At 45.5% G+C, this 25598-nt stretch carries 25 protein-coding genes and 1 pseudogene; 2 read left to right on the forward strand and 24 right to left on the reverse strand.

The features are described from left to right. Positions 1 to 77 precede the first annotated feature (77 nt). The 7 genes and pseudogenes from OCV77_RS12920 to OCV77_RS16735 all read right to left on the reverse strand — a co-directional run. Positions 78 to 1502 (reverse strand): ABC transporter substrate-binding protein, encoded by a 1425-nt coding sequence (locus OCV77_RS12920; protein ID WP_262575423.1) that lies wholly within the window; start codon positions 1500 to 1502, stop codon positions 78 to 80. Between the two features lie 44 nt (positions 1503 to 1546). Next, positions 1547 to 2398, reverse strand: a complete 852-nt coding sequence (locus OCV77_RS12925; RefSeq protein ID WP_262575424.1) for a carbohydrate ABC transporter permease — start codon at positions 2396 to 2398, stop codon at positions 1547 to 1549. After that, positions 2395 to 3282: a carbohydrate ABC transporter permease gene (locus OCV77_RS12930; RefSeq protein WP_262575425.1), complete on the reverse strand. Its 888-nt coding sequence runs from the start codon at positions 3280 to 3282 to the stop codon at positions 2395 to 2397. Before OCV77_RS12930 ends, OCV77_RS12925 begins: the two co-directional genes overlap by 4 nt. 32 nt (positions 3283 to 3314) lie before the next feature. Continuing rightward, positions 3315 to 4232, reverse strand: a complete 918-nt coding sequence (locus OCV77_RS12935; protein ID WP_262575426.1) for a dihydrodipicolinate synthase family protein — start codon at positions 4230 to 4232, stop codon at positions 3315 to 3317. A gap of 35 nt (positions 4233 to 4267) precedes the next feature. Further along, complete coding sequence (locus OCV77_RS12940) at positions 4268 to 5185, reverse strand: dihydrodipicolinate synthase family protein (RefSeq protein ID WP_262575428.1); 918 nt, start codon at positions 5183 to 5185, stop codon at positions 4268 to 4270. A 39-nt stretch (positions 5186 to 5224) separates the two neighbouring features. Further along, on the reverse strand, positions 5225 to 6394 hold the full coding sequence (locus OCV77_RS12945) for a MalY/PatB family protein (RefSeq protein WP_262575429.1): 1170 nt from the start codon (positions 6392 to 6394) through the stop codon (positions 5225 to 5227). 182 nt (positions 6395 to 6576) lie between these two features. Then, a pseudogene (locus OCV77_RS16735) lies at positions 6577 to 7061 on the reverse strand (PP-loop family protein); the annotation flags it as partial. A 29-nt stretch (positions 7062 to 7090) separates the two neighbouring features. On the opposite strand from OCV77_RS16735, the gene OCV77_RS12955 reads away from it, so the two are divergent. Both OCV77_RS12955 and OCV77_RS12960 read left to right on the forward strand, forming a co-directional pair. Further along, complete coding sequence (locus OCV77_RS12955) at positions 7091 to 7303, forward strand: hypothetical protein (protein ID WP_262575430.1); 213 nt, start codon at positions 7091 to 7093, stop codon at positions 7301 to 7303. A 146-nt stretch (positions 7304 to 7449) separates the two neighbouring features. Further along, positions 7450 to 8232, forward strand: coding sequence for an SDR family NAD(P)-dependent oxidoreductase (locus OCV77_RS12960; RefSeq protein WP_262575431.1), 783 nt, complete (start codon positions 7450 to 7452; stop codon positions 8230 to 8232). A 14-nt stretch (positions 8233 to 8246) separates the two neighbouring features. Here OCV77_RS12960 and OCV77_RS12965 read toward each other — a convergent pair whose 3' ends face one another. From OCV77_RS12965 to hydF, 17 genes are all read right to left on the reverse strand, one after another. Further along, positions 8247 to 8579: a transcriptional repressor gene (locus OCV77_RS12965; protein ID WP_331488877.1), complete on the reverse strand. Its 333-nt coding sequence runs from the start codon at positions 8577 to 8579 to the stop codon at positions 8247 to 8249. Between the two features lie 14 nt (positions 8580 to 8593). Continuing rightward, positions 8594 to 10765 carry a ferrous iron transport protein B gene (gene feoB / locus OCV77_RS12970; RefSeq protein WP_262575432.1) on the reverse strand — a complete coding sequence of 724 codons (2172 nt, stop codon included), beginning with the start codon at positions 10763 to 10765 and terminating at the stop codon, positions 8594 to 8596. 98 nt (positions 10766 to 10863) lie between these two features. Continuing rightward, positions 10864 to 11085: a FeoA family protein gene (locus OCV77_RS12975; RefSeq protein WP_118798683.1), complete on the reverse strand. Its 222-nt coding sequence runs from the start codon at positions 11083 to 11085 to the stop codon at positions 10864 to 10866. A gap of 13 nt (positions 11086 to 11098) precedes the next feature. Beyond that, positions 11099 to 11311: a FeoA family protein gene (locus OCV77_RS12980; protein WP_262575434.1), complete on the reverse strand. Its 213-nt coding sequence runs from the start codon at positions 11309 to 11311 to the stop codon at positions 11099 to 11101. Between the two features lie 113 nt (positions 11312 to 11424). Beyond that, positions 11425 to 12117: a TetR/AcrR family transcriptional regulator gene (locus tag OCV77_RS12985; RefSeq protein ID WP_262575435.1), complete on the reverse strand. Its 693-nt coding sequence runs from the start codon at positions 12115 to 12117 to the stop codon at positions 11425 to 11427. Next, a complete protein-coding gene (locus tag OCV77_RS12990; RefSeq protein ID WP_262575437.1) occupies positions 12110 to 16330 on the reverse strand; it encodes an efflux RND transporter permease subunit in 4221 nt (1406 codons plus the stop codon). Before OCV77_RS12990 ends, OCV77_RS12985 begins: the two co-directional genes overlap by 8 nt. 147 nt (positions 16331 to 16477) lie before the next feature. Continuing rightward, positions 16478 to 17197 (reverse strand): cell wall-active antibiotics response protein, encoded by a 720-nt coding sequence (locus tag OCV77_RS12995; protein WP_262575438.1) that lies wholly within the window; start codon positions 17195 to 17197, stop codon positions 16478 to 16480. Continuing rightward, positions 17194 to 17652: a LytTR family DNA-binding domain-containing protein gene (locus OCV77_RS13000; RefSeq protein ID WP_262575439.1), complete on the reverse strand. Its 459-nt coding sequence runs from the start codon at positions 17650 to 17652 to the stop codon at positions 17194 to 17196. Before OCV77_RS13000 ends, OCV77_RS12995 begins: the two co-directional genes overlap by 4 nt. Before the next feature lie 143 nt (positions 17653 to 17795). Further along, positions 17796 to 17975, reverse strand: coding sequence for a hypothetical protein (locus tag OCV77_RS13005; RefSeq protein WP_262575440.1), 180 nt, complete (start codon positions 17973 to 17975; stop codon positions 17796 to 17798). Next, on the reverse strand, positions 17962 to 18654 hold the full coding sequence (locus OCV77_RS13010) for a hypothetical protein (protein WP_262575441.1): 693 nt from the start codon (positions 18652 to 18654) through the stop codon (positions 17962 to 17964). Before OCV77_RS13010 ends, OCV77_RS13005 begins: the two co-directional genes overlap by 14 nt. A gap of 284 nt (positions 18655 to 18938) precedes the next feature. Beyond that, positions 18939 to 19565 (reverse strand): RNA polymerase sporulation sigma factor SigH, encoded by a 627-nt coding sequence (gene sigH / locus OCV77_RS13015; protein ID WP_262575442.1) that lies wholly within the window; start codon positions 19563 to 19565, stop codon positions 18939 to 18941. Next, positions 19555 to 20823: an SGNH/GDSL hydrolase family protein gene (locus OCV77_RS13020; protein WP_262575443.1), complete on the reverse strand. Its 1269-nt coding sequence runs from the start codon at positions 20821 to 20823 to the stop codon at positions 19555 to 19557. Before OCV77_RS13020 ends, sigH begins: the two co-directional genes overlap by 11 nt. A 19-nt stretch (positions 20824 to 20842) precedes the next feature. Next, positions 20843 to 21610 (reverse strand): 23S rRNA (guanosine(2251)-2'-O)-methyltransferase RlmB, encoded by a 768-nt coding sequence (rlmB, locus tag OCV77_RS13025; protein WP_331488878.1) that lies wholly within the window; start codon positions 21608 to 21610, stop codon positions 20843 to 20845. Between the two features lie 94 nt (positions 21611 to 21704). Beyond that, the gene (locus OCV77_RS13030; protein ID WP_262575444.1) at positions 21705 to 22133 is read right to left on the reverse strand and encodes a Mini-ribonuclease 3; all 429 of its coding nucleotides are present in this window, start codon (positions 22131 to 22133) and stop codon (positions 21705 to 21707) included. Next, the gene (cysS, locus tag OCV77_RS13035) at positions 22118 to 23524 is read right to left on the reverse strand and encodes a cysteine--tRNA ligase (RefSeq protein WP_262575446.1); all 1407 of its coding nucleotides are present in this window, start codon (positions 23522 to 23524) and stop codon (positions 22118 to 22120) included. The genes OCV77_RS13030 and cysS overlap by 16 nt, the downstream gene beginning before the upstream one ends. A gap of 20 nt (positions 23525 to 23544) precedes the next feature. Beyond that, positions 23545 to 24237, reverse strand: coding sequence for a serine O-acetyltransferase EpsC (epsC, locus tag OCV77_RS13040; RefSeq protein ID WP_118798672.1), 693 nt, complete (start codon positions 24235 to 24237; stop codon positions 23545 to 23547). Positions 24238 to 24361: 124 nt separating this feature from the next. After that, complete coding sequence (gene hydF / locus OCV77_RS13045; protein ID WP_262575447.1) at positions 24362 to 25576, reverse strand: [FeFe] hydrogenase H-cluster maturation GTPase HydF; 1215 nt, start codon at positions 25574 to 25576, stop codon at positions 24362 to 24364. Positions 25577 to 25598 lie beyond the last annotated feature (22 nt).

The following is a 25598-nucleotide window of genomic DNA, read 5'->3' on the forward strand; positions in this document are numbered from 1 at the left end:
GCAAAATCATTAAAGCACTACCTGCATGATTTTCAACACTCCCCGCCTTATTTAAAGCTTATATTTACGATTGTTTCCTATTTGTTATAAATGACAGAACCTGCACGTCCCTCATCAATTACCACATTTCCTTTTTCAACATAAGCATCCAATGCTTCCTTGGCCGTTTTCTGTCCGGTCAATGCTGCCTGAAGTTCTGGGAACAATACATTTCTCAGTTCATTATAACCAGGCATATTATTTGAGAAATTGTAGATATACTGCGCATTTTTGTCATATGCCGGAAGCAGGGGCAGTTCGTCCTTTACCTGTTCTGCTACGCTGGCACGTACCGGCATCGTATTTTTAGAAGCCAGAACCAATTCCGGATCGGTACATACATACTTAATGAAATCTTTCGAAGCAGCAATTCTGGTCTCATCATTGGTATTCATGGCCATGAAACCAGACACATAAGTAAAGGAATTGGGATGTGGATCGCCCGGGATATTAGCCAGTCTTGCATCAAAGCTTTCAATGGCACCAGATCCCATATCACTCTTCAGATTCGTATAAAGCGTACTGTTGGTAAAACTTACCGCTATCTGCTTATTCTGGAACATTGCGTTACAGTCGTTTGAAGTCAGAGATTCTGCACCCGGAACCGTCAGACCATTCTTATACAGATCAAGAATGTACTCCAGAGCCTTTACACCTGCCTCATCATTCACACACAGATGACCGTTTTCATCAAAGAACGGGCTGCCAAACATTCTCAAATAACTCAGATTCCAAGTGTCTGCCTGATTGTTCATTGCAAACAGAGACATGGGATATACGCCTTCTAAATTATCTCTCAATCCGGTCAGAATTTCCTTAAACTCGTCTGGAGTCCAGGTTACAATATCATATTCTCCGCCAATCCATTTCTCAAGTCCTGCCTCTTTGAACATATCGGCATTATAAACCAGAGTACCCGGCATGTGCGCAAATGGGAATACAAAGGTCTCGCCCTCCACCTGACAGTTCTCCCAAATTCCTGCTGCAATATCTTTTCTGTCATCTTCGCTTATGATATCATCAATCGCCACAATATTCCCCTTATGATAGAACGAAGACATTGTGAATGCGCCTTCGTACACAAGATCCGGAAGAGTATTGGTCTCGGCTGCCACATTCAGCTTCTCATCACGGGTATCACCGGCAATTACCTCTACATTCACCGTCACATTGGGATGCATAGCATTATAGCGCTTTGCAGCTTCCTTAAAGAAACTGTCATAATCAGCTCCCGGCTCATCGCCGCTGAAAACGCCCTTCCAACTGGGGGTCAGCCAAAGAGTCAAAGAAACCGGTGCTTCTTCATCCCCCTTAGCTGCCTCAGTGTCCGCCGCAGTAGCCGCCTGTGTTCCCGAATCTGCAGCTGTTGTCGAGGTTTCTGTCTTTCCTCCAGAACCGCAGGCAGTCAAAGACAATACCATCACCGATGTCAATACCGTCGCAAGCAATTTCTTTTTCTTCATAAAAAATCCTCCTTTTTATTATTTATTAATATTACTAACTTTCATTATTCTTTTACCGATCCCATGGTAATACCGGCAGTAAAGTATCTTTGGAAAATCATAAAGATAATAAGCATGGGAATCGCTGCCACTGCTGCGCCTGCCATTTTATACCCATAGTTAGGACTGATTTCCTGCATAATACTGGCCGTACCAACCATCAAAGTCATCATGTCCTTACTTCTGGCAATCAGCATCTGCCACAAATAATCATTCCATATATTTACAAAATTCAGAATGAATAGTGCTCCGATACCCGGTTTCACAATCGGAATAATCAACGTTGCGAAAATCTTAAATTCACTAGCTCCGTCTAATTTACCTGATTCCCGGATGGAATCCGGAACCGTATCAAAGAAACCTTTTAACAGGAACACACCAAACGTACTGGCCACGTTTGGCAGAATCATTCCCGAATACGTATCACTCAGATCCAACTTCGTAATAATCTGAAACAGCGGCACGATGAAAATTTCCTTTGGGATCATCAATGCTCCGATAAATACGGCATAAATCAGCATCCGTCCCTTAAACCGCAGTTTCGAAACCGAATATGCCGCCAACGAAGAACAGAGAACCACCAAAAGCGTCGTCGTCAGAGCCACTAAAAAGCTGTTAAATGCCCATCGAAATGCTGGCTGTCCCTTAAAAAGATCCACATAGTTCTGATACCGGAAGGTTTTCGGCCACCAGTCCGGAGGCATCTTAAAGATCTCTGCCGAGGACTTAAAGGAACTTGTAATCAGGTAGTAGAATGGAAACAAGTTAACTATCGCATATAACAGCACCAAAATATTCACAAACAGATCCAACGGCTCCATATGCTTTAGTTTCTGGAAAAAGTTTTTCTTCTTCACTTTTTATCCTCCTTTCCACTCATAGATGCAAACAGAGGAAGTGCAATAATAACTGCCATAATAAACATCAGTACACCGACGGCTGCAGCAATGTTTTTCTTGTTATAATTAAACGCATTTCGGTACAGATAATACATCATCGACATAGACGCATTATTCGGTCCTCCGTCGGACAACAGTTGGATAATAACAAACAACTTCAATATGGAAATGACAGTTGTTACCGTTAAATATAATGTAGTAGCCTTTACCAACGGAATAATAATCTTCAGAGAAATCTGAAGCTTACTTGCACCATCCACCCTTGCAGCCTCTAACATTTCCCCGGAAATTCCGTTCATGGTTGCCACATACATAATAACGCAAGTACCAACGCTGGCTACAATGGTTACAAATGCGATAACCCACAGCACTGTTTTTGGATTTCCCAAAAGATTGATGGTTCCGGAACTTGCCTTCCCCAAATAGTAATTCACCAGACCATTTGCAGGATTTAATAAGAACTTCCAAACCATACCCATTACAACTGCTGAAACGATAACCGGTAAATAAATGCTGCTGCGAACAAAAGAAACATAACGAGGACTCTTGTCAAAAATCGCCAGTGATATAATCATACCCAGAAGGAGCATTCCTCCCGTTACCACTACAACCAGAAAAACGGTATTCAACACACTTTTCTGAAAAAACGGATCCTGAAACAACGTTATGTAATTCTGCAAACCCACAAAGGTATTCTCTACTGCAGTCGTCTTATAAAGGCTTATCCGAAATCCTTCAAAAATAGGATAAATGGTAAACACTGCAAAAAACAGAAGCTGCGGTAAAACAAACAAAAAACCCGCTATGGATTCACTTCGAAGCTTTTTCTTCCTTTTTGTCATACTTCACTTCTCCTTTGAAATATGGTTGTTCATCAGCAATACTTTGAAATTGCCTCATCAATCATTTTTACACATCTTTCGACATGAACCATATCCTCTTCAAAAAGTCCTGACAACGGCTTTCGAACTCCACCCAATTCGATTCCTTCTCTTCTTTTTATGATTTCCTTGATAGCCGCATACATATTGCCCTTGCAGGAACACATCTCATAAATAATCTTGTCTGCATCGTACTGAATCGGACAGGCTTTCTCATATTCTCCCTTTTTGCACAGCTCAAAAATCTTCAGATACAGTTCCGGCATCACGCCGTAGGTGCCGCCGATGGCTCCGTCTGCTCCGATAGCCAGGCCGCCGACAAGCTGCTCGTCCGGTCCATTAAATACTGCAAAATCATTTCCGCCGTACATCTTAAACATCTGGATATCCTGAATCGGCATAGAACTGTTCTTTACACCCGCCACTCTGGGATTTTTCAGCATTTCATGAAACAGCGGCATCGTAAGCGCCGTTCCTGCCAACTGTGGAATATTATAAATAATAAAATCCGTATCAGGCGCCGCTGATGAGATATCGTTCCAATACTGTGCAATAGAATGCTCTGGAAGATGGAAGTAGATAGGCGGAATCGACGCTACCGCATCGACGCCATGCTTCTGTGCATGAGCTGCCAGTTCACAGCTGTCTTCCGTATTATTGCACGCAACATGTGCAATCACGGTCATTTTACCCTTGGCAACCTCCATTAAGGCTTCCAACTGTTTTTTTCTTTCCTCCACTCTCTGATAAATACATTCTCCGGAAGAACCTCCTACATAAACACCCTTCACACCCTTTTTAACCAGATACTCTGCCCAGGCCTGTGTATGATCTACGCTGACGGTACCGTCCTCTGCATAACATGCGTAAAATGCCGGAATAATTCCCTGATACTTGCTGATGTCTCTCATTGTGTTTTTCTCCTTCTTTTATCACATATTCTTAATTATTCAAACCAACTCGGAAGCTGTTCTTTCATCTTACGGAAATAATGATCTACCTGCTCATCGGAAAAAGTCTGATACGGCGGATAGAGCCGCATCGGAAATTCTGGAATCGAAGCTTTTGCATATAACTTATCATAAGCTGCATTGATTACAGGCGTATTGCAGGTCTCAAAGAGAATTTCCTGAGAAACAGCCACTTCCTTTTCCAGCGCAACAAGAGTATCGATATCCTTTTCGACACCGGCCTGATACAGCTTCCATGCCGTCGGAAGATGCGAAGAAATACTGGAAAACAACATACTGCATTCTCCGAAAAGGCAACCATATCCATAGCCATATTCGCTTAATACAAACTGAATGGGTGTCTCTGCCCTGACCACATTGATAACATCTTCCAACGAATCGTTCATAAATTTCACAGCTGCAAGATTCGGGATCTCCTTTGCAAGTCGAATATAATCCTTTGCACGAAGCAGTTTTTTCGAACGTCCTCCGTTGTTATAATGCATAAATTTACAATCGGGAAATGGATCGCACACCTGATGGAAGAAAATATCCACTTCCTTATCGGTCAGCGCTCCCCAGGAGGGAAATGAAATCTGGAAATCTCTGGCTCCAAGATCGTATGCGATCTCCAAACGTCTGAGAATCTGTGTTGCCGAAAGACAAATCACTCCCACAATGGGCGTTGTATCTGTTCCGGATAATTCGTCGATGAATGTTTTGGTTATCTCAGTAAACTCTTCGTCATTTACAGCATAACCTTCTCCGGCTGTCCCAAAAATGTACACATACTTCAAACCGCCTTCTGCCAGATTTCTGACACCCTTACGAAATAACGCTTCATCAAACGAAAAATCCTCTTTCCAGGGAATCAAAGCCGCTCCTAATCCCATTCTTGAATATCTCTTTTTCATCTTTCTTCTCCTCTCTCGTAACTTTCTCTTATAAACGGCTTACGAAAACGTCTTTCTAAGCCGCAGCATCGCTTCTTCTAAACGAAAACGGGGGCAGGCACATACCATACGAACAAAGGATTCTCCTCCTTCTATAAATTCATCACCCCGTGTCACCGCAATATGAGCCTCATTGACAATTTTATCAATGATTTCATCCTGGCTAAGCCCCGTTTCCCGAAAATCCAACCATAAAAAGTAGGTGGCTTCCGGAACATAGGCATGAATGGCCGGTATATATTTCTTAATATAATCTACCGCATATTCTGCATTGGACAGAAGATAACTTTGTAACGCGTCTACCCACTCTCCTCCATTTTCATAACCGCCGATCATAGCTTCGATACCCAGGGTATTTTTTACCTTCAGGCCAGAAGCTAAAAGCTTCTTCTGAAAACGTTGGCGAAGCTCTTTGTTTTTCATGATCGCATAGGCCGTACATAAGCCTGCAATATTAAACGTCTTAGTCGGGGAATATAAGGCAATTCCGATCTCTCTCGCTTTCTCATTTCCGGTTCCAAATAGTGGTGTAAAAGAATGCGTCAATGTCATATCTGCATGAATTTCATCGGACAACAGATATACTTGATAACGAAAACACAAATCAATTAATTGTGAAAGTTCTTCCCTGCTCCAGATACGTCCTGTAGGATTATGGGGAGAACATAAGATAAACATGGTGACCCGTTCCTCAGACATCTGTTTTTCCATAAGTTCAAAATCCATGTACCAGAAATCCCCACTTCTTTTCAAAGGAGAGGGCACCAGCGTTCTTTCATTATGATTTACTGCATTTTCAAAGGCGTGATAGCCCGGAGCAGAAATCAAAATGCTGTCGCCTTTTTCTGTAAATGCCTGAATGGCCATAGAAACGCCGCCCAACACGCTGGCAACCGGCACAATCTCTTCAAAGGATAACTCCTGATGAAGTCTTGTCTTGTGCCATTGAATAATACTCTTCTGATAACGCTCTGGCATCTTCATATATCCAAAAATCGGATGTTCCATACGTTTTTGGATGGCATCCATAATAGCTTTAGGGCAGGCAAAATCCATATCCGCCGTCCACATGGGCAACATATCGTCTGCTTCGACAGAATAAGGAATATCATCCCATTTACTGCTGTCTGTATTCCGACGATCAATATCTGCATCAAACGAATACATCATTTCTCACCTCCTTTTTTCTTATCATAACATAAACATTTTTATTTTCAACATGTCTTCACATAATTAAAAATACTTTCATCATTTTGTTGTATTTACACAATTATTTTTCATTATTCAAAAATATTATGTGTATTATAAACAATCTTTTGAATATTCTTTCTCAAGAGAACCGATTTACGGTTCTAAAACACATCTGCATACCAATCCCCAAAATGAACCTCCCGCTCATTCTGCTTATAGGCAATAGAGGGCTGATCCTCTTCTTTCGCTACCTCCACAGCCTCTGTAAAGCGGCAGGCACAGCGAATGAAACGAAGATCGTTGGCTTCTACCCAGGCGATAATATCTTCTTCACGAATCAGATACAAAGAACGGATCAGTTCCATCCCCGGAAAATTAGTGCTGTGAAGTTTGGACATCATAGTCTGAATCTGCCCCATACAGCATTCCCGTGAGAATGTTTTCGATTACATCATCAAAATGATGACCAAAAGCGATCTTATTGCAGCCCAGTTTTTCCGCCTCGCTGTAGAGACAGCCCCCCGCATACGTGCGCAAAGATAACAGGGCGAAAAAGTTCCTGAAACAGCTTTGCCATCACCATAGAATCTTTCCCGCTGGAGCTGCACACAGCAACCCGGTCTCCATCCTGAATCATCTGGTACTCATACCTTCTGTGTAAGAGCACTCGAGCAGATGCAGGCAAAAGGATTTGACCTGTATACATTCCTGCCATTACTTTCGGTATATCTCGGGCATAAGCACATAACCGAGACAGAATACTATCTGAGGATGCTTGATGAACATTTTGACTCCATCCTTGACAAGTCGTCATCCTACACCCCGGAGTTATTCCCAAAATACAGCCCTGTTCAATCCTCATTTGCAAAAATTAATTTACAGAGATAGTTTATTCTAATTCTTTAATTTTTTCTTTGAATATAGGAATTTGCTATGTACAAAAATGTATTTTGTATGCTATTATCGTATTGTACTGATTTGTATTTTTCCATACTTATTATATAAATAATATATTCACGATTATGGAGAAAATTATGAAATACAGATATTGCCGCTGGATCGCCCTGTTCACGGGTGCTTCCGCTGGACTTTGTCCTGAATTTATGAATGCCATCTATGCTGATTCCAGATACGGCCTGATCAGAGAGGTCTGGCTTATTGATAAAGACCTGAAGGCTATGCAGTCCATTGCGGACCGCTTTCCGGGGAAAAAGGTCAGAATGATCCTTCTGGATCTGTCTGATCTGCAGCAGATCAAAAGCTTTTCCCTTCTTTTAAAGACTTATGATCCCTATATCAGACTCATGATCAACAATATTTCCCAGGAGTCTATTGGTAACTTCACTGATTACAGTGCACAGGATATAGAGGCTCTTATAAATATTAATGCCACAGCCCCCGTTCTTCTTTTGAAGCTCTGTCAGCCTCATATCATGATCGGGTCTGTGGTCATCATGTTCTCCTCTGCCGGCAGCATTGTGCCACTGGATGACAACGGTCTCTTTGGCTCTGCCAAGCAGTTCTGTTATTATTTCTCGCTTTCCATTTTTCACGAGCTGATGTGGGATGGCATCCGGATCATGGCTGCCTGTCCGGGACATATGGACGATATGAAGCTCCGTAATAAAGAAAGGCGCAGCTATCGTATGAATCCCCTTCCCGTCACGAACAACCAGCGGCTGGCTGCCAACATCCTGAAGCATGCAGAAAACGGAAAAGCCTCCTATACTCCTGGGCTTTTTTACAAAATTTATCGTTTTATAGTACGTTTTGGCTCCCATGAGAAGCTGATGGAAAATTCCTACCGTTTCTATTGACTTCCACCGGCAGGTCACTGCCGGTGGATTTTTATTTTGTCGCAATCCGAAAAGCTGCAGATCCTGTACATATTCTTACGGCTGATCGCCCCAAGCTCTTCCAGGGTATTGATCATTCGATATACAGTAGCAGTTCCGATCTTCGGATCCAGACTGGAGGCTTTGAAATAGATCTCCTTACAGCAGGAGCATTCTGATCCAAGGATCACATCAAGAAGTATCATTCTCTGTTTGGTGATCCGACATCCTCTTTCCTTCATTTTCCGGACAATCATCTCTTTCTGCTGCACAACGGTATGGTACTGTTCTGCTTCCTGAGACATTTCTTTTGTTACTTCCTGTACCATACAACCTCCTTTTCTTATGCCTGGTTTTTCAGAATCTTTTCACCATTAAAGGATAAGGAATTGCTTTCCTTATAAGGACGGAACAACAGATAAAGGATCGCTGCTATAAACACAAAGGCTACAACTGTTCCCAGTCCGAAAGCACCTGTTGTGATCAGTGTACCGATCTGATAGATGCAAAGTGCTACTACATAAGCAAGTCCGCACTGATATCCGATTGCAAACCAGAACCATTTGACATTGTTCATCTCACGCTTGATCGCACCCATGGCTGCGAAGCAGGGAGCACACAGAAGGTTAAATACCAGGAATCCATACGCTGCAACAGGAGTCATAACCTGTGCCAGGCTTCCCCAGATTTCTGAGCCATCTTCTGCAACCTCAGCAAAGCCAAAGAGCAGACCGAAGGTTGCTACGACATTTTCCTTTGCGATCAGTCCGCTGACAGCTGCCACTGCCATCTTCCAGCCTTCACCAGCCTGGGTCCAGCCAAGGGGAGCAAAGATCCATGCGATCGCAGAACCGATCTTAGCGAGGATACTTGCATCAAGCTGCTCAGCCTCCAGCATGCCAAAGCTTCCATCAACCCATCCAAAGCTCATCAGGAACCAGAGAATAATAGTGGAAAGAAGGATGATCGTACCAGCCTTCTTAATGAAGGACCAGCCTCTCTCCCATACACTTCTTAAAACATTGCCAACGGTAGGCCAGTGATAGGCAGGCAGCTCCATAACGAAGGGTGCCGGATCACCTGCAAACATTTTTGTCTTCTTTAAAATAATACCGGAACAGATGATCGCAGCCACACCTACGAAGTATGCACTCCATGAAACCCAGCCTGCATTATCAAAGAATGCACCTGCGATCAGGGCAATAATGGGAAGCTTGGCACCACAGGGAACAAATGTGGTTGTCATGATCGTCATCTTACGGTCTCTGTCGTTCTCGATCGTACGGGAGGCCATAACACCGGGAACGCCGCATCCGGAGCCGATCAGCATAGGGATAAAGCTCTTTCCGGAAAGGCCGAATTTACGGAAGATACGATCCATGATAAATGCAACACGAGCCATGTAACCACAGGATTCCAGGAATGCCAGGAACAGGAACAGCACCAGCATCTGAGGTACGAAGCCAAGTACGGCACCAACACCAGAGATCACACCATCTACGATCAGTCCTGTCAGCCAGTCAGCACATCCGATATTCTCGAACAGTGTCTGCGCACCGGGAATGATCCACTCGCCAAACAGGGTATCATTGGTCCAGTCTGTCAGGAATGCACCAACGGTTGTTACGGAAACATAATAAACAAGGAACATCACTACAGCAAAGATAGGAAGTGCTGCCCACCTGTTAGTAACGATCTTATCGATCTTATCAGATGTTGTCAGCTTCTCTTTCTTGTTTGCCTTGGTTACGCACTCACCCATAATAGAGGAAATGTAAACATATCTTTCATTTGTGATAATACTTTCGGTATCATCATCAAATTTATCTTCCAGCTCTTTGATCTGCGCTGATACATCAGGAGCCTGTTTCATCAGCTCTGAGATCTTGTCATCCTTTTCCAGAAGCTTGATTGCGAAAAATCTCCTCTGCTCCTCTGCAATATCGGACCCAAGCTTACCTTCTACTGCTGTGATCACATCCTCCACCTCTTTTGCAAAGCTGTGGACATGAGGGGTTTCCTGTTTCTGCTGTGCAAGCGCTACTGCCTTTTCTGCTGCCTTTTCGATACCGGTTCCCTTCAGGGCAGAGATCGGAACTACCTCGCAGCCAAGCTTCTTTCCAAGCTTATCCATATGTACCTTATCACCACTTTTATCAACGATATCCATCATATTGACAGCCATGACAACCGGGATCCCAAGCTCCATGATCTGTGTGGAAAGATACAGGTTTCTTTCAATATTAGTACCATCTACGATATTGATGATCGCATCTGGTCTTTCAGCGATCAGATAGTTTCTTGCTACAACCTCCTCCAGTGTATAAGGGGACAGGGAATAGATACCCGGTAAGTCCATGATGGTAACATCCTTGTGTCCCTTCAGCTTTCCTTCTTTTTTCTCTACTGTTACACCAGGCCAGTTTCCAACGAACTGATTGGAACCGGTCAGTGCATTGAACAATGTGGTCTTACCACAGTTCGGATTTCCTGCCAATGCGATTTTAACTGACATATCTCTCCTCTTTTCCTGTACCTGTATGGTACACATTTGATGTTATTCGCTTGATACTTAGATTAGTTTTGACTAACATTTAGCTAAAAAATAAATGCCTACTCCACCTGGATCATTTCGGCATCTGCTTTACGCAAGGATAATTCATATCCTCTTACGGTAACCTCAACCGGATCACCAAGAGGTGCTACTTTCCTTACATAAATCTCTACACCCTTTGTGATTCCCATATCCATGATACGTCTCTTCACAGGGCCTTCTCCTGTCAGCTTTGTCACCTTGACAGTCTGCCCACAGGCAACTTCTTTTAATGTTTTCATAGCAGCTCCTTTTCTAAACCATAATTTTATTTGCCATATCCTTGCCGATCGCAACACGTGAATCCTTTATATTCACGATCATGTTTCCATCCGTCTCGGATATCACAGTTACTGTTCCACCGACTACAAAACCAAGATTCTCCAGAAAACGTCTTGTTTCCTCCTTGCCGCCAACCTTTTTGATCACATTCGGTTTCCCGGCTTCCATCATTGATAAAGGCATCATACCATCCTCCTTTGTTAATGAGAATCATTATCCCGTCTTCGGTAGTTAGTATATGCTAATCGTCATTAGATGTCAATAACTTTTTTGTAAAAATATGCACAGGAAAATGCCTATCAGCCTCTCTCCGAAGAAAGCCACTGTCTGACGGCATCTGCGTCACTGCAGATGCCCATGCAAACCAGCCTGTGCATAGCCTGCATTTCTGCCTCCTGCGCCGCTGCCATCTTCTGCACTGCTGCTGTCTTCTGCACTGCTGTCGTCCTCTGTGCTCTGACACTGTTATTACTGAGCATCATCCCATAACAGAAGATTCTGGAAAGAGCATTCCTTGCAAGGAACTGCAGCATTTCTTCCGAAAGCGGCGGTGTGAAATGCTCTGCTTCAAATACTGCCTCCAAAAGCTCTAATGGCGGATTTTTACTGTTATTTTCCACTTCCTGCTGCCGGATCCTCTTTCCAATAACAGAATCCATGCTCATGGTATTGGCAAGCCGCATCAGACAGTCTGCTTTACTGATCTCCTTTTCCATTTTTCCAAGGAGAAAATCTATCTTTTCATACAATGTTTTCTGTTCTGTGATCCCCTGATAGATCCAGTGACAATACTGCTCTACGTTGTAGCAGATGGATCTGGCGATCATATCTTCCTTATCTGAAAAGTAACCGTAGGCTGTTCCCTTGCCGATTCCCGCCTTTGCTGTGATCTCTGAAACAGTCAGTCCTGAAAGATCTGCCCCCTCCATAAACAGATCAACGACCGCCTGATATATAGCTTTTTCCTTTACAGTAGGTGTTTCTTTATTCATCAGCCTGCTCCTTTTTTCCTTCTTTCAGAAACAATTTCTTCCTGCTACGCTTTCCCCTCTCTTTTCCTCTCGAGAAAACATCATAAATACAGGGGATCACGATCAGGGTAAGTAATGTGCCATAAGTCAGTCCACCAATGGTTACCACCGACATTGGCCTTGACATATCTGCACCCATATCATGACTGAATACCATGGTGGAAAGAGCCAGTATCGTGGTCATGGCTGTCATCAATACCGGACGCATTCTGGTTCTTCCCGCTGTCATGATCGCCTCTTTCTTTTCCATACCCTGTGCACGGAGCTGGTTGATGTAATCTACCAGCACGATACCATTATTTACAATGATACCTGACAGCATGACAAAGCCGATCAGTGCGATCACACTGACTTCGCTTCCGCTGATCAGCAGTCCAAGGAAACCGCCGGTAAATGCCAGTGGAATGGTGAACATGATGATAAACGGTGACAGCAATGACTGAAACTGTGCTACCATGATCAGGTACATGAAGATCAGTGCAAGGATCAGCATCAGATATAACTGCTGCATGGCATCTGTGATCGTTTCATTTTCACCGGTCATTTCAATGGTATAACCATCCGGCAGCTCATAATCTTCCAGTGCCTTTTCCACTGCATCAGAAACAAGTCCAATATTATAGCCATCTGCCAGCTGCGCTGTTACCGGAATATATCTGGTCTGGTTCAGTCTGTTTACGGACATGGATGTTTCTGTATCTTCAAAGGCGGCAAGCTCTGAAAGCTTCACTGTTTCCTTGCTGCCATCATTCTTTGTGCGGTCAAGTGTCAGATCTTTTACCAGCTCCCTGGTAAGTGTCATATCCTCTGCGTTCTTTACATATACATCATAATCACGGATCTCAGTTTCCAGGGAGGTTGCACTGGTAGCTGCCGCAAGCTTACCCTGTATCTGCTGGAATACCTGTGCCACCGTAAATCCATGTTCGATTGCCTTATCTCTGTCAACAATGATCCGCAGCTCCCCGGTACTTTCCTCAAGACCATCTGAAACCTCTGTGGTTCCTTCCACACCTTCTACAATCCCGGCTACCTCCTTAGCCAGCTCCTGCAGGGTATCCAGCTCTCTTCCTTTGATCTGTACTGTGATGCCGCTTCCTCCCATGGCACTCATATCCATGCTTGAGGTTTCAATGGCGATCTCCGCATCCTCTCTCTCTACAATATCTGAAATTCTGTTTTCGATCTCATCCGCGATCACTTCATTGGTTCTCTTTTTATTCTCATCAAGTGAAATATATACAGCAGTTTCATTGGTGGAGGAATTCCCGTTTCCTGTCAGCATAGTCAGGGAAGAAGCATTTGCCATGGCACCAACATCCACTACCTCATCAATTTCTGCAATTTTATAAAGTATTTCATCTGTCACCTCTCCTGTATGGGAAAGTGGTGTATCCTTCGGCAGGGTCACTGTCATGGAGATCTGTGTACTGTCCATATCCGGCATGAAGGCAGTTCCCTTTGCAAAGGCTGCCGCCGCACTTCCAACCAGCAGTACGAGCACCAGCAGGAATACCACAGGCTTTGTCTTAAGTGCAAGTGCCAGTACCTTTTCATAAGCTTTAATCAAACCACCAAAGAACCTTCCATCCTCTTTTGGGGTTACTCTGGAAAGTACACCGGATGCCATAGCCGGCACTACGGTCAGAGCCACGATCAGGCTGGCAAGCAGGGAATACGCAATGGTCAGTCCCATATCCACAAAGAGCTGCCTGGTAATTCCTTCAGTAAATACAATAGGAAGGAATACACACACGGTTGTCAGCGTGGATGCAAGAATCGCACCTGCTACCTCCCCGGCACCCTGAATAGCTGCCTCTTTGGCTGAATATCCTTCTCCCCGCAGCCTGTATATGTTCTCAATAACTACGATAGAGTTGTCCACCAGCATTCCTACACCAAGGGCAAGTCCTGACAGGGAGATCACATTCAGGGTCACACCACTGAAATACATACAGACAATAGCTGTGATCAGACTGATCGGGATGGACACAGCAACTACCATGGTAGGTCTGATATCCTTCAGGAAAAGGATCAGGATCAGGATCGCCAGCAGCGCTCCCACCAGTACGTTGTTGATAATGGAATCCATAACAAGATCTATATAAATGCCCTGATCCATCAGCGTGATCAGTGTCAGCTTTTCATTTTCCTCCTGCAGATCCTTGAACTTCTCCTTGATCCTGTCAGAAACATCGCCAGTAGAATACCCCGTCTGCTTCTGGATGGTCAGCATGACACCTGGATTACCATTGACATTGGTGTAAATGTCTGCGGAATTGTCTGTCATAAAGACGTCTGCTACATCCTCCAGATAAATAATGTCCACACCATCCATCTCGGTATTCATGATCGGCATTTTCTTCAGAGCTTCTACATCCTCCGGCTTGTCACCTACCCTTACAAGATAGTCAATGCCATCCTCTGTCACATATCCTGCCGGCATGGAAAAATTCTGGGCTGCCAGTAGGGATTTTACTGTACTTACCGTTAAAATACCATTCATATCTGCCTGATCGTAGGCGTTCTGTCTGTTTTCTTCCAGATCCTCTTCACTCTCTGCAAGCTGCTTTAAGGAATCCTGCAGCTTCTTTGCTGATTCATTCAGCTGCTCCTCGCCTTCCTTTAGCTGTTCCCAGCCGGAATCAATCTGTTCCTGTCCGGACTCGATCTGCTTCTGCCCGGATTCCAGCTGCTTTTCACTGGCTTCTATCTGGGCTTCTGCTGTCGTGATCTGCATTTCACCAAGGCTGATCGTAGTCTGGGCGTTGGCAAACTCAATCGCCGCCGTCAGATTTCCCTTATAAAGCTCTGTCAGACCGCTGTCCAGCTTGGCAATATTTCCTTCGATCTCGGAAAGGACTGACTGCATACTGGCTATGTAAGCATCCGCGCCAAGACCGCCGGTGTTGGCGTTGAGGCTGGCTTCCATGTTGGTGATCGTTGTCTTTGTTTCTGTCTTTTGCTGCGTTGCAGCATTTTCTATCGCTGTAAGTGCTGTTAAAGCTTCAACTGCACTGGAAGTTTCAGTTAAAGCACAGGGAACTTCCATGGAAGCTGCTAATGCATTAATCTGTTCTGCTGTTGCTGCATTAATATTGCCAGATGCTGGCACCATAGTCTTCAATCCAGCTATACCCGTAAGAACTGTATCTATCTGGGAAACACCAGCTTTCGCCTTCTTAATTCCGTCTTCCAGAGACTTTACGGTAGTGATCTGGGAGGTAATATGCACCTTGCTGGCTTCCAGATCAGCCTTTGCCGTCAGCAGCTCCTTCTCTGCCTGTGCCAGCTTCTCAGTGCTTTCACTCTTTTTGGAATAAAGCTCATTCTTTCCTTCTTCCAGCTTCGTCTTGTTCTCTGCAAGCTCAGCCTTGCCGTCAGCAAGCTTCTGCCTGCTGTCTTCCAGTTCTTTTTTATTCTTATCCAGCTCTTCCTGACTGTCGTTCAGCTGCTGTCTGGATTCATCAAGATCTGCACGGGAATCGTTCAGCTTTTCCTGTCCGTCATAAATCTCCTGTCTGCCATCGGCAAGCTGCTGCTCTGCATCCTTCAGTTCTTCATCGATCGAACCAAATACCTGCTCATTGATCGCATCGATCTTATCCTGTCTGATGATGACATTTACACTTTCCTCGATCAGACCGGTGGCACTGGCTGATGCAACGCCTTCTATACTCTCCAGATCAGGTATGACCGTATTCTGCGTGATATCCGTTACCTCTGCATTCGTCATTCCCTCACCGCCAACTGCTGCGATCATGACCGGCAGCATATCCGGGTTCAGCTTCATAATGATCGGATTGCCTATATCATCACTCCAGTAGCTTTTGATCTGATCCAGATTCTCCCGTATTTCCAGCGAAACGGCATTCATATCTGCGGACTGTGCAAACTCCAGAATGACCATGGAGTAGTTTTCACTGGATACCGAACTGATGCTTTCGATATTGCTGACTGTTGCCATGGAGCCTTCCACCGGCTGCGTTACAGTCATTTCCACTGTTTCCGGACTGGCTCCCGGATATGTAGTCATAACGATCACATAAGGAAGGCTGATATTGGGCAGCAGATCAGTGCTCATCTTCATCATGGATACCACTCCAAGAACGATCACCAGAACCACTGCTACCAGCACAGTATAAGGTTTCTTTACGCTAAATTTCCCCAGCATTTCCTACTCCTCTTTCATACCTGATAAATTTTCTCATTTTCCGACCGGTCGGACGGAACTACTGACAGTATAAAAGCAGGAAAAAGAAATGTCAATAACTTCCTTTTTCCTGCTCTGATCCTCTCACGTTATGATCTGATTTCTGCTTTATACATACACGATCTCAATCTCCCCAAAGCTTACGCTGCCCTTCAGATAGCAGGTAACCCGGCTTTCGCCATTGCATGGTCCTTCTTCCACGCTTCCCGCAAATACACTGATATCCTGCATCACCTTCCACTCTCTCGGAACATACAGCGTTGTCTGTCCAAAGCTGTTAGAAACCTCAACAGTTACTGTCTCCTGTATTGTCCCTGCCTGATCCAGATACACCTTCAGCTCCCCAAAGGAATTCTGGAAACGACCTCCTTTGAAGTTCGCCGTATCAACATATTTTGCCAGTGCTCCAAAGGAATTGGCGCAGGTCACAAACCCATCCTCTTCTCCCTCTGACGTCTTCTGATATTTGCTGTAATCGTGCTCTCCATATTCCCTTCTGTCCCTGTTTCCACATTTTCTGCTCTTATGCGGAAACAGCATATTAAACCCGCTTGTCAGCAGAATAACGATCCCTGCCACACTCCAAAAGCTTGCCCTGGGAAGTCCGAGCATTTCTGCAAAGGTCAGCCATGCCAGTCCAAGGGAAAAGAAGATTCCCCCAAAGCTCCGGTCTGCAATGCTGCTGATCAGAAGCGCCACACATAAAATTCCAATCAATGCACTCCATACGCTGATCTCTGCCGTGATCAGATGCATCTGGCTCAATACCAGAAATACTGCCGCCGTGATCAGTCCCAGTCCCCAAAATATTCTGCTCGCCTTTTTCATATTCCTAACCTCTTTTCTTCTAATTTTTCCTTTAATGCTTTGTAATAGGCTCTTGAAACATAAATACGTTTGTGTGTTCCCTGAAAAGCAATCTCACTGGATGCTGTCAGCGAACGCTGTATTGCGTAGATCCTGTTAAGATTTACTATTGCCGACTTGGATATCCGAAGGAAAGACCCTCCCAGTACCTCTTCCAGCTCATACAGCTTTTTATGTGTTTCAAATAGTTCCGTTTCCGTATGAGCCAGCACCTGTGTCCCTTCTGTCTCAAAAAACAGGATCTTTTCCGTTTCCATATAATATTCCGTATTTTCCTTATACAGAATAATCTGTCCTGCCCTGCCGACTGCTTTTGCAAGAATCTGCTGCAGCTTCATGATATCCGGTGTGATCTCCCGGCAATACAATACAAGCTCTTCCTCTGCTTCCGGATCTACTTCCATTCGCAGCTTCAATTCCTTCACCCCCTGACTGATTGTAATTATATAGGATCAGCCTGAAATGTAAACCGTTTTTCAGTAACAGGTCAGATATCACCGGTAAGTGGATTGAAAATGATCCTTTTCTTTCTTTTTCTCTTGTTTTGCTTCCCCTTTTATCACGATTCGGGGCATGGGGAACTTTTTTCCTCTCCCATGCCCCGCTCTCTTCCTTTTTCTCTTCCTTGGCTTCCTCTTTTATCACGATTCGGGGCATGGGGAACTTTTTTCTTCTCCCATGCCCCGCTCTCTTCCTTTTTTTCTTCCTTGGCTTCCTCTTTTTCCTCAATTCGGGGCATGGGAAACTTTTTTCTTCTCCCATGCCCCGCTCTCTTCCTTTTTCTCTTCCTTGGCTTCCTCTTTTACCACGATTCGGGGCATGGGATACTTTTTTCTTCTCCCATGCCCCGCTCTCTTCCTTTTTTTCTTCCTTGGCTTCCTCTTTTTCCTCAATTCGGGGCATGGGAAACTTTTTTCTTCTCCCATGCCCCGCTCTCTTCCTTTTTCTCTTCCTTGGCTTCCTCTTTTATCACGATTCGGGGCATGGGGAACTTTTTTCTTCTCCCATGCCCCGCTCTTTTCCTTTTTCTCTTCCTTGGCTTCCTCTTTTATCACGATTCGGGGCATGGGGAACTTTTTTCTTCTCCCATGCCCCGCTCTTTTCCTTTTTTTCTTCCTTGGCTTCCTCTTTTTCCTCAATTCGGGGCATGGGAAACTTTTTTCTTCTCCCATGCCCCGCTCTCTTCCTTTTTCTCTTCCTTGGCTTCCTCTTTTACCACGATTCGGGGCATGGGAAACTTTTTTCTTCTCCCATGCCCCGCTCTTTTCCTTTTTCTCTTCCTTGGCTTCCCCTTTTATCACGATTCGGGGCATGGGGAACTTTTTTCCTCTCCCATGCCCCGCTCTCTTCCTTTTTTTCTTCCTTGGCTTCCTCTTTTTCCTCGATTCGGGGCATGGGGAACTTTTTTCCTCTCCCATGCCCCGCTCTCTTCCTTTTTCTCTTCCTTGGCTTCCTCTTTTATCACGATTCGGGGCATGGGTGACTTTTTTCCTCTCCCATGCCCCGCTCTCTTCCTTTTTCTCTTCCTTGGCTTCCTCTTTTTCCTCAATTCGGGGCATGGGTGACTTTTTTCTTCTCCCATGCCCCGTCTGTCCTCATTGGCACCACTGACATCACTGGTACCACTGGCAGTCCTCACAGTCATCAAATCTCCGCCTTAACTCCTGCCACCCGGTAGCAGACCAGCAAGACCAGCAGACCATCAGTCCTTTCCTGTCAGCAGTGCCTTCCGTATCTTGCTGCGGCAGCGCTGCAGCGCATTGTCTGTCGATTTATCATCCTTTCCAAGTACTCTTGCAATTTCTGTATACTTCATCCCTGTCAGATACAGGTCGAGCACCTGTCTTTCAAAGCTGCTCAGCTCACTTTCGATGGCTTTCTCGATACGCTCTACATTCTCCCTGTCGATCAGCAGCTCCTCCGGGTTCTGTTCATCCCTTGAAACCAGGGAATCCAGAAGCTTCTTTTCCTCTTCCGTCTTATCACTGCCATTTCCCGCATAGAGGGAAACATAGCTGTTCAGCGGCGCATGCTTTTTTCTGCCAGCAGCCTGCACCGCCGTATACATCTGTCTTGCCACACACAGATCTGCAAAGGTGGCAAAGCTGGCATCTCTTCCAATATCATAATCCCGGATCGCTTTGAACAGCCCGATCATCCCCTCCTGGATCAGATCCTCCCTGTCTGCGCCAAGGATATACATACTTCCGGCCTTGCTTCTCACCAGATTTTTGTATTTCTCCATGATATAATCTGTAATTTTCTCTTCACCATCCCGGATCCGAAGGATCAGCTCCTCATCCTTAGAGGTTTCATAATCATTCCCCAACAGCTTCTACTCCCTCCTCCTCTTCGATCAGGATCAGCTGTGCTGCTATATGCTGTGCCAGCATACGGTAACCGGTTTTGTTGCCATGAACACCGTCCGGCATCAGTGCGTGGATCACTGCTGCATCATGCGTATCCAGAAAATTGGAATTGTACAGATCAATCACCGGTATCCCATGCTCTTCTCCAAGCTGTTTCATCACCCTGACAAAGGCTGACTGCGGCAGAAGATAATCCCTGCTTTTCCTCAACAGATCATGCAATACATTTGGAAGAGGCGTGATCAGTACGATCTGCGCATCCGGATAATCCTTCTGCAGTCCAAAGAGAAGCTCATCCAGATCTCCTGTAAAGGTATCCTTTTCTCTTTTCTCCAGGCTCCCAAGCTCCTTTTCAGAAGCACAGAACCCGTCATTGGTTCCTCCCATGACAAGGATCACATCTGTATCCTCCGGGATCTCCTGGTATCTGTCTACGAAAGCATTCTCCCAGTACCGCCCGATGGAAGAACCTCCGATCCCGAGATTCACTACCTCTTCTGCGCCAAGTATTTCTCCCAGCTGGGACGGATAGGACATAGACTGATAATTCTCTATGGTATCCAGATTAGATGCTGCCGTAATACTATCTCCAAGACAGGTAATCTTACAGTCTGAAAAATCCACCTCACTGTCAGCAATGATCTTTTTATCCTGTCTGTTGATCTTCATGGTATTTTCGTAGGAAGCACAGATCTCCCTCTCTTCTCCGGGAAAAAGCAGATTGCCGGATACAAGACCGCCCGGCAGAAAGCTCCCCCATTCCAGATTTCCGGATATGGAATTCCCGGATATAGAATTCTCAGATTCAGAATTTCCAGATACGGAATTTCCAGATACGAAATTCCCGTATACCAAATTCCCCGGTACAGAATTCCCGGATACCAGATTTTCAGCTTCTCCTTTATATGCTTCATTGTCTGACACAGAACCATCGCCTTCTGCTCTATCCGGTTCTTCCAGAAAAACTTCCTTTTTTTCTGTGTAATTCAGCTCATTTTCTTCTATATAGGAAATAAGAGCCTCCGGATCCTCAGATAAAGTCTGGATATTCGCCTGCATACTGGCAATATCCGCCCTTGCTTCTTCATAAACAGCTTCTCTTTCTATTTCCCACATTTTTCTTTCGTGCCGTTGCAGCCCTTTGTCAATCCCTACAGCCAGCAGCATGATAGCAGCCATAGCGATCAGCATCAGCATCACACGATTCAGCTTATTCATAAAATTACTGATTGCTCCCTTATCTTCCTGCCTTCATTCTCTGTCTTACCACCTCATAGGCAAGTATGCCTGCTGCCACCGAAGCATTCAGGGAATCAATATCTCCTTTCATGGGAATGGATGCCACCATATCACATTTTTCCTTTACGAGGCGTCCTACTCCGGCTCCTTCATTTCCGATCACAAGTCCAAGCGGTCCTGTAAGGTTCAGATCATACATACATGTCCCATCCATGTCTGCACAAGCAAACCACATACCCCTCTTCTTCAGATCCTCCATGGTCCTTACCAGGTTCGTCACCCTTGCCACTTTAGTATAATTCAGGGCACCTGCCGAGGTTCTTGCCACAGTTGCCGTCAGCCCGACTGCCCGGTTCTTGGGGATGATCACTCCGTGGGCTCCTGCAAGGTTTGCAGTACGGATGACAGCTCCCAGATTATGAGGATCCTCAATATTATCAAGCAGGATAAAAAAAGGATCCTCTCCCTTTTTTTCTGCTTCCGCAAACAGATCCTCTACTTCTGCATAATGATAGGCGGCAGCCACAGCGATCACACCCTGATGGTGTCCGGTTTCTGACATATGATCAAGACGCTCCTTATCCACGAACCTGATCATGGTTCCTCTCTTTTTGGCCTCTCTTTTAATGGTGGCAACAGGTCCGTCCTGACAGCCATCCAGAATATATACCCTGTCAATCTCACGTTCAGAACGGAACGCCTCGATCACAGCATTTCTTCCTTCTATGAGCATTTCTTCATATGTCTTTTCTTCTGCATTCATCATACATTCTTTCCCTTCTCTGTTCCCTTATACACTTCCATCAGACTCGTCCAAACGCTGCAACTCCGCCTGTCTCCTTCAGCAGCTCTTTCGAGGATCAGATCCTGCTGATTCCTTCTTTGATAAGAAAAAGTACCCGTTCTTCCCTGCCGGAGAGATACAGGTAGCCGATCAGTGTTTCCAGTCCTGTCGCCTTCCGGTAATCCAGAATGGATGCATTCTTTGCACTGGTATAGGACTTGGCATTCCTGCCTCTTTTGTATATGGCAAGCTCTTCCTCTGTCAGCTCCGGCTCCAGTGCTTCGATCATAGCTGCCTGTGCCTGTGCCTTCACATAGGATGTGGTGAGCCTGTGAAGCTGGCTGGCCTGACGGTTTCCCTTCTCCACCACCATGGTGCGGATCACAAGCTCATAGGCAGCATCTCCGATATAGGCAAGCGTAAGAGGTGAATATGCCTTCATATCCACCTCTTTTAACCCAAATAATTCTCTGATCCTGCTTGAAAGACTCAGGCTCTCTTCCATTTTACGCCCTCTCTGGTGTCCTCGAGAACAATTCCTTTGGCAAGGAGCTCATCTCTGATCTCATCCGCCCTTTTGAAGTTCTTCTCTTTTCTTGCTGCCTGACGCTCTGCGATCAATGCCTCAATATCGCTGTCCAGGATCTCTTCCTTTTTCTCTACGATCAGACCGCATACATCACAAAGCTCTGTGATCTCATCCTTCAGATACTGTACAAATTCCTGACTGCTTCCCTCTCCTGCGTTGGTATTGGCAAACTTCACCAGCTCGAAAATAACGGAAAGTGCATCCGCTGTATTGAAGTCATCATCCATGGCTTCATCAAAACGTGTCCTGTAGACAGCCGCTTCCTCTGCCAGCTTCTTTTCTTCCTCTGTCATGGAGCCCTCTGCGCTCTTTAACAGATAATCCAGATTGCTGACGCTGGTCACGATTCTGTCATAACCGTTCTGTGCTGCTTCCATCAGCTCACTGCTGAAGTTTAAGGGACTTCTGTAGTGTGCGGAAAGCATGAAGAAACGAAGAACCTGAAGATCATACTTTTCACTGATGTCTCTGACAGTAAAGAAATTGCCGGCAGATTTGGACATCTTTTTATTATCAATATTCAGAAATGCGTTGTGCATCCAGTATTTCGCAAACGGCTTGTCATTGGCTGCCTCAGACTGAGCGATCTCGTTCTCATGGTGGGGGAAGATCAGATCCTCTCCGCCTGCATGGATATCGATCTCATCCCCAAGGTACTTCTTGCTCATGACAGAGCACTCAATATGCCAGCCGGGACGTCCCTGGCACCAGGGTGACTCCCAGTAAGGCTCTCCGTCCTTCTTTGGTTTCCAAAGTACGAAATCAAGGGGATCCTCCTTCTGATCCTCTCCGGTTACAAGGAGAGATCTGTTTCCTCCCTGCAGATCATCCAGATTCTTATGGGATAACTTACCATAATCCTTAAAGCTTCTTGTACGGTAGTAAACAGTACCATCCTCTGCCACATAAGCATGACCCTTTTCGATCAGGGTACCGATCATATCCAGCATGCCGCAGATCTCTTCGGTAGCCTTGGGATGTGTAGTAGCCGGCTTTACATTCATGGCAGCCATGTCTTTCCTGCACTCTGCAATATAACGCTCGGAGATCACAGATGCTTCCACACCTTCCTCGATTGCCTTCTTGATGATCTTATCATCCACATCGGTAAAGTTGGATACATAATTAACCTCGTAACCCTTATGCTCCATATAGCGTCTTACTGTATCAAATACGATCATGGGCCTTGCATTTCCAATATGGATCAGATTATATACTGTAGGTCCGCAGACATACATCTTCACCTTTCCTTCGGTAAGAGGTACAAACTCTTCCTTCCTTTTTGTCAGGGTATTGTAAATCTTCATTTCCGCTTACGTCCTTCCTTTTATTCTGCATTCTGACTCTGCTTTTTCTGTGCTCTCTCACTGGTACGCATCTTCTGCTCCAGGTCAATGAGCTGATTGGTGATCTCTGCATTGCTGTGCTGCAGGGATGTGATCGCCTCCCATACCGGATCAGGATAATGGATCTGATCCAGCTCATCCTGGGGATGATCAGGATTGATCCGCTTCACGACACGTCCCGGTACACCAACAACTGTGCTGCCGGCCGGTACATTCTCAAGCACCACGCTGCCGGCTCCGATCTTACAGTTATCACCAATCGTACAGGAACCAAGTACCTTGGCTCCGGCTCCGATCATGATGTTGCTGCCAAGCGTAGGGTGACGCTTTCCCTTTTCCTTTCCGGTTCCTCCAAGGGTCACCCCCTGATATAAGGTTACATTATCACCGATAATCGTGGTTTCTCCTATGATAACTCCGGATCCATGATCGATAAAGAAGCCCTTGCCGATCTGTGCACCCGGATGGATTTCAATTCCCGTTTTCCTTACAGCCCTCTGGGAAACCCATCTGGCAAGAAAGTAATGCTTTTTCAGATAAAGCTTATGGGCAACACGATATCGCAGCATTACCTTAAAGCTCGGATATAAAAAAACTTCCATAGAAGAGTGGATCGCCGCATCCCGTTCCTTAATAATGGCCATCTCCTCTTTCACACTCTGAATCAGTCCCATTTTTTGCTCCTGTCATGTATTCTTTTCCGTCAAAAATACGGACCGGAAAAATTCTCTTTCTATAACAGAATATGAAGAAGAAGCGGTTTTGTCAACTGCTAAATCGTCTCTTGCTGTGTGGTTTTCACAAGTATTCTGCCAGCTCTTTAAATGGCTGAAGGCTTCTTTTCAGGATCCCATTCATAAAGGCGATCAGAATTCCATAATTGGTGAAAGGGATGCTGCTCTCTGCTGCCATCCTTTCCCTGCTTCTGATCTCTCTTTCATTCAGCATACAGCCGCCGCAGTGCACTACAAGTGCATAACTGGAAAGATCCTCCGGGAAGCCTCCGCCCGAAGTAAACTCATATACAAACCTTTTGCCCGTATGCTTTTCGATCCAGCCCGGCAGCTTCACTGTCCCGATATCCTCGCACTGTCTGTGATGGGTACAGCCCTCGGAGATCAGGATCCTGTCCCCTTCCTTTAATCTGTCAAGTGCTGCTGCCCCCTGCACAGCTCCTGCAAGTACGCCCTTATACCTGGCAAACAGAATAGAAAAGGATGTCAATGGGATGTCCTTTGGCACCATCTGCTTTACACATTCAAAGGCCTGACTGTCAGTGATCACAAGCCTTGGCCTTTCCTTTAAGGAGGAAAGCAGTGCTGGCAGCTCCCCTGTCTGTGTCACACTTAAGGTTCCGTGCGCATCCAGTATATCACGGATCACCTTCACCTGTGGGAGGATCATTCTGCCCTTTGGTGCAGAGGTATCAATTGGCGTTACCAGTACCACGTGATCCCCTGCTTCAAGAAGCTCGCCAACGATCGGTTTCTCTTTTTCCATTTTCCCTGCAAGGCTTCCGATTCTTTCCTTCAGCTGCTCTATATTTTCCCTTTTCAGGGCACTGACTGCAATTTCGTTTTCTTTCAGATCCTTCAGGCAGGAACACTCTTCCCTCACGAGATCCTTCTTATTATATACGATCAGATAGGGAACCCTTTTCTTCTGAAAAAGGGTGATCAGTTCCTCTTCCATTCCGGTAAGCCCTCTGGTGATATCTGCCACAAGGACAGCGATATCCGCCCTGTTCAGCACCTGTCTGGCCTTCCGAACACGCATCTCCCCGACAGTTCCTTCATCATCAAGCCCCGGTGTGTCAATGATCACTACCGGTCCTAAAGGAAGGAGCTCCATGGATTTCGTCACGGGATCCGTGGTCGTTCCCTTTACCTCTGATACAATAGACATCTCCTGTCCGGTCACTGCATTGACCAAGCTGGATTTACCAGCATTCCTTCTTCCAAAGAATGCGATCTGGATCCGGTCAGCCCCCGGTGTCTGATTCAGTGCCGCCATGCTGTGCATCTCCTTCCTTTGC

Source organism: Suilimivivens aceti (genome assembly GCF_025567405.1).
Classification (GTDB): Bacteria; Bacillota; Clostridia; order Lachnospirales; family Lachnospiraceae; genus Suilimivivens; species Suilimivivens aceti.

Excerpts from the sequence above, each read along its gene's own strand:
- OCV77_RS12920 (WP_262575423.1), bottom strand. The coding sequence starts at position 1,502 with ATGAAGAAAAAGAAATTGCTTGCGACGGTATTGACATCGGTGATGGTA.
- OCV77_RS12930 (WP_262575425.1), bottom strand. The coding sequence starts at position 3,282 with ATGACAAAAAGGAAGAAAAAGCTTCGAAGTGAATCCATAGCGGGTTTT.
- OCV77_RS12935 (WP_262575426.1), bottom strand. The coding sequence starts at position 4,232 with ATGAGAGACATCAGCAAGTATCAGGGAATTATTCCGGCATTTTACGCA.
- OCV77_RS12940 (WP_262575428.1), bottom strand. The coding sequence starts at position 5,185 with ATGAAAAAGAGATATTCAAGAATGGGATTAGGAGCGGCTTTGATTCCC.
- OCV77_RS12945 (WP_262575429.1), bottom strand. The coding sequence starts at position 6,394 with ATGATGTATTCGTTTGATGCAGATATTGATCGTCGGAATACAGACAGC.
- OCV77_RS12955 (WP_262575430.1), top strand. The coding sequence starts at position 7,091 with ATGCAGGCAAAAGGATTTGACCTGTATACATTCCTGCCATTACTTTCG.
- OCV77_RS12960 (WP_262575431.1), top strand. The coding sequence starts at position 7,450 with ATGAAATACAGATATTGCCGCTGGATCGCCCTGTTCACGGGTGCTTCC.
- OCV77_RS12965 (WP_331488877.1), bottom strand. The coding sequence starts at position 8,579 with ATGGTACAGGAAGTAACAAAAGAAATGTCTCAGGAAGCAGAACAGTAC.
- feoB (WP_262575432.1), bottom strand. The coding sequence starts at position 10,765 with ATGTCAGTTAAAATCGCATTGGCAGGAAATCCGAACTGTGGTAAGACC.
- OCV77_RS12975 (WP_118798683.1), bottom strand. The coding sequence starts at position 11,085 with ATGAAAACATTAAAAGAAGTTGCCTGTGGGCAGACTGTCAAGGTGACA.
- OCV77_RS12980 (WP_262575434.1), bottom strand. The coding sequence starts at position 11,311 with ATGATGCCTTTATCAATGATGGAAGCCGGGAAACCGAATGTGATCAAA.
- OCV77_RS12985 (WP_262575435.1), bottom strand. The coding sequence starts at position 12,117 with ATGAATAAAGAAACACCTACTGTAAAGGAAAAAGCTATATATCAGGCG.
- OCV77_RS12990 (WP_262575437.1), bottom strand. The coding sequence starts at position 16,330 with ATGCTGGGGAAATTTAGCGTAAAGAAACCTTATACTGTGCTGGTAGCA.
- OCV77_RS12995 (WP_262575438.1), bottom strand. The coding sequence starts at position 17,197 with ATGAAAAAGGCGAGCAGAATATTTTGGGGACTGGGACTGATCACGGCG.
- OCV77_RS13005 (WP_262575440.1), bottom strand. The coding sequence starts at position 17,975 with ATGCCCCGAATTGAGGAAAAAGAGGAAGCCAAGGAAGAAAAAAAGGAA.
- OCV77_RS13010 (WP_262575441.1), bottom strand. The coding sequence starts at position 18,654 with ATGGGAGAGGAAAAAAGTTCCCCATGCCCCGAATCGAGGAAAAAGAGG.
- OCV77_RS13020 (WP_262575443.1), bottom strand. The coding sequence starts at position 20,823 with ATGAATAAGCTGAATCGTGTGATGCTGATGCTGATCGCTATGGCTGCT.
- rlmB (WP_331488878.1), bottom strand. The coding sequence starts at position 21,610 with ATGATGAATGCAGAAGAAAAGACATATGAAGAAATGCTCATAGAAGGA.
- OCV77_RS13030 (WP_262575444.1), bottom strand. The coding sequence starts at position 22,133 with ATGGAAGAGAGCCTGAGTCTTTCAAGCAGGATCAGAGAATTATTTGGG.
- cysS (WP_262575446.1), bottom strand. The coding sequence starts at position 23,524 with ATGAAGATTTACAATACCCTGACAAAAAGGAAGGAAGAGTTTGTACCT.
- epsC (WP_118798672.1), bottom strand. The coding sequence starts at position 24,237 with ATGGGACTGATTCAGAGTGTGAAAGAGGAGATGGCCATTATTAAGGAA.
- hydF (WP_262575447.1), bottom strand. The coding sequence starts at position 25,576 with ATGGCGGCACTGAATCAGACACCGGGGGCTGACCGGATCCAGATCGCA.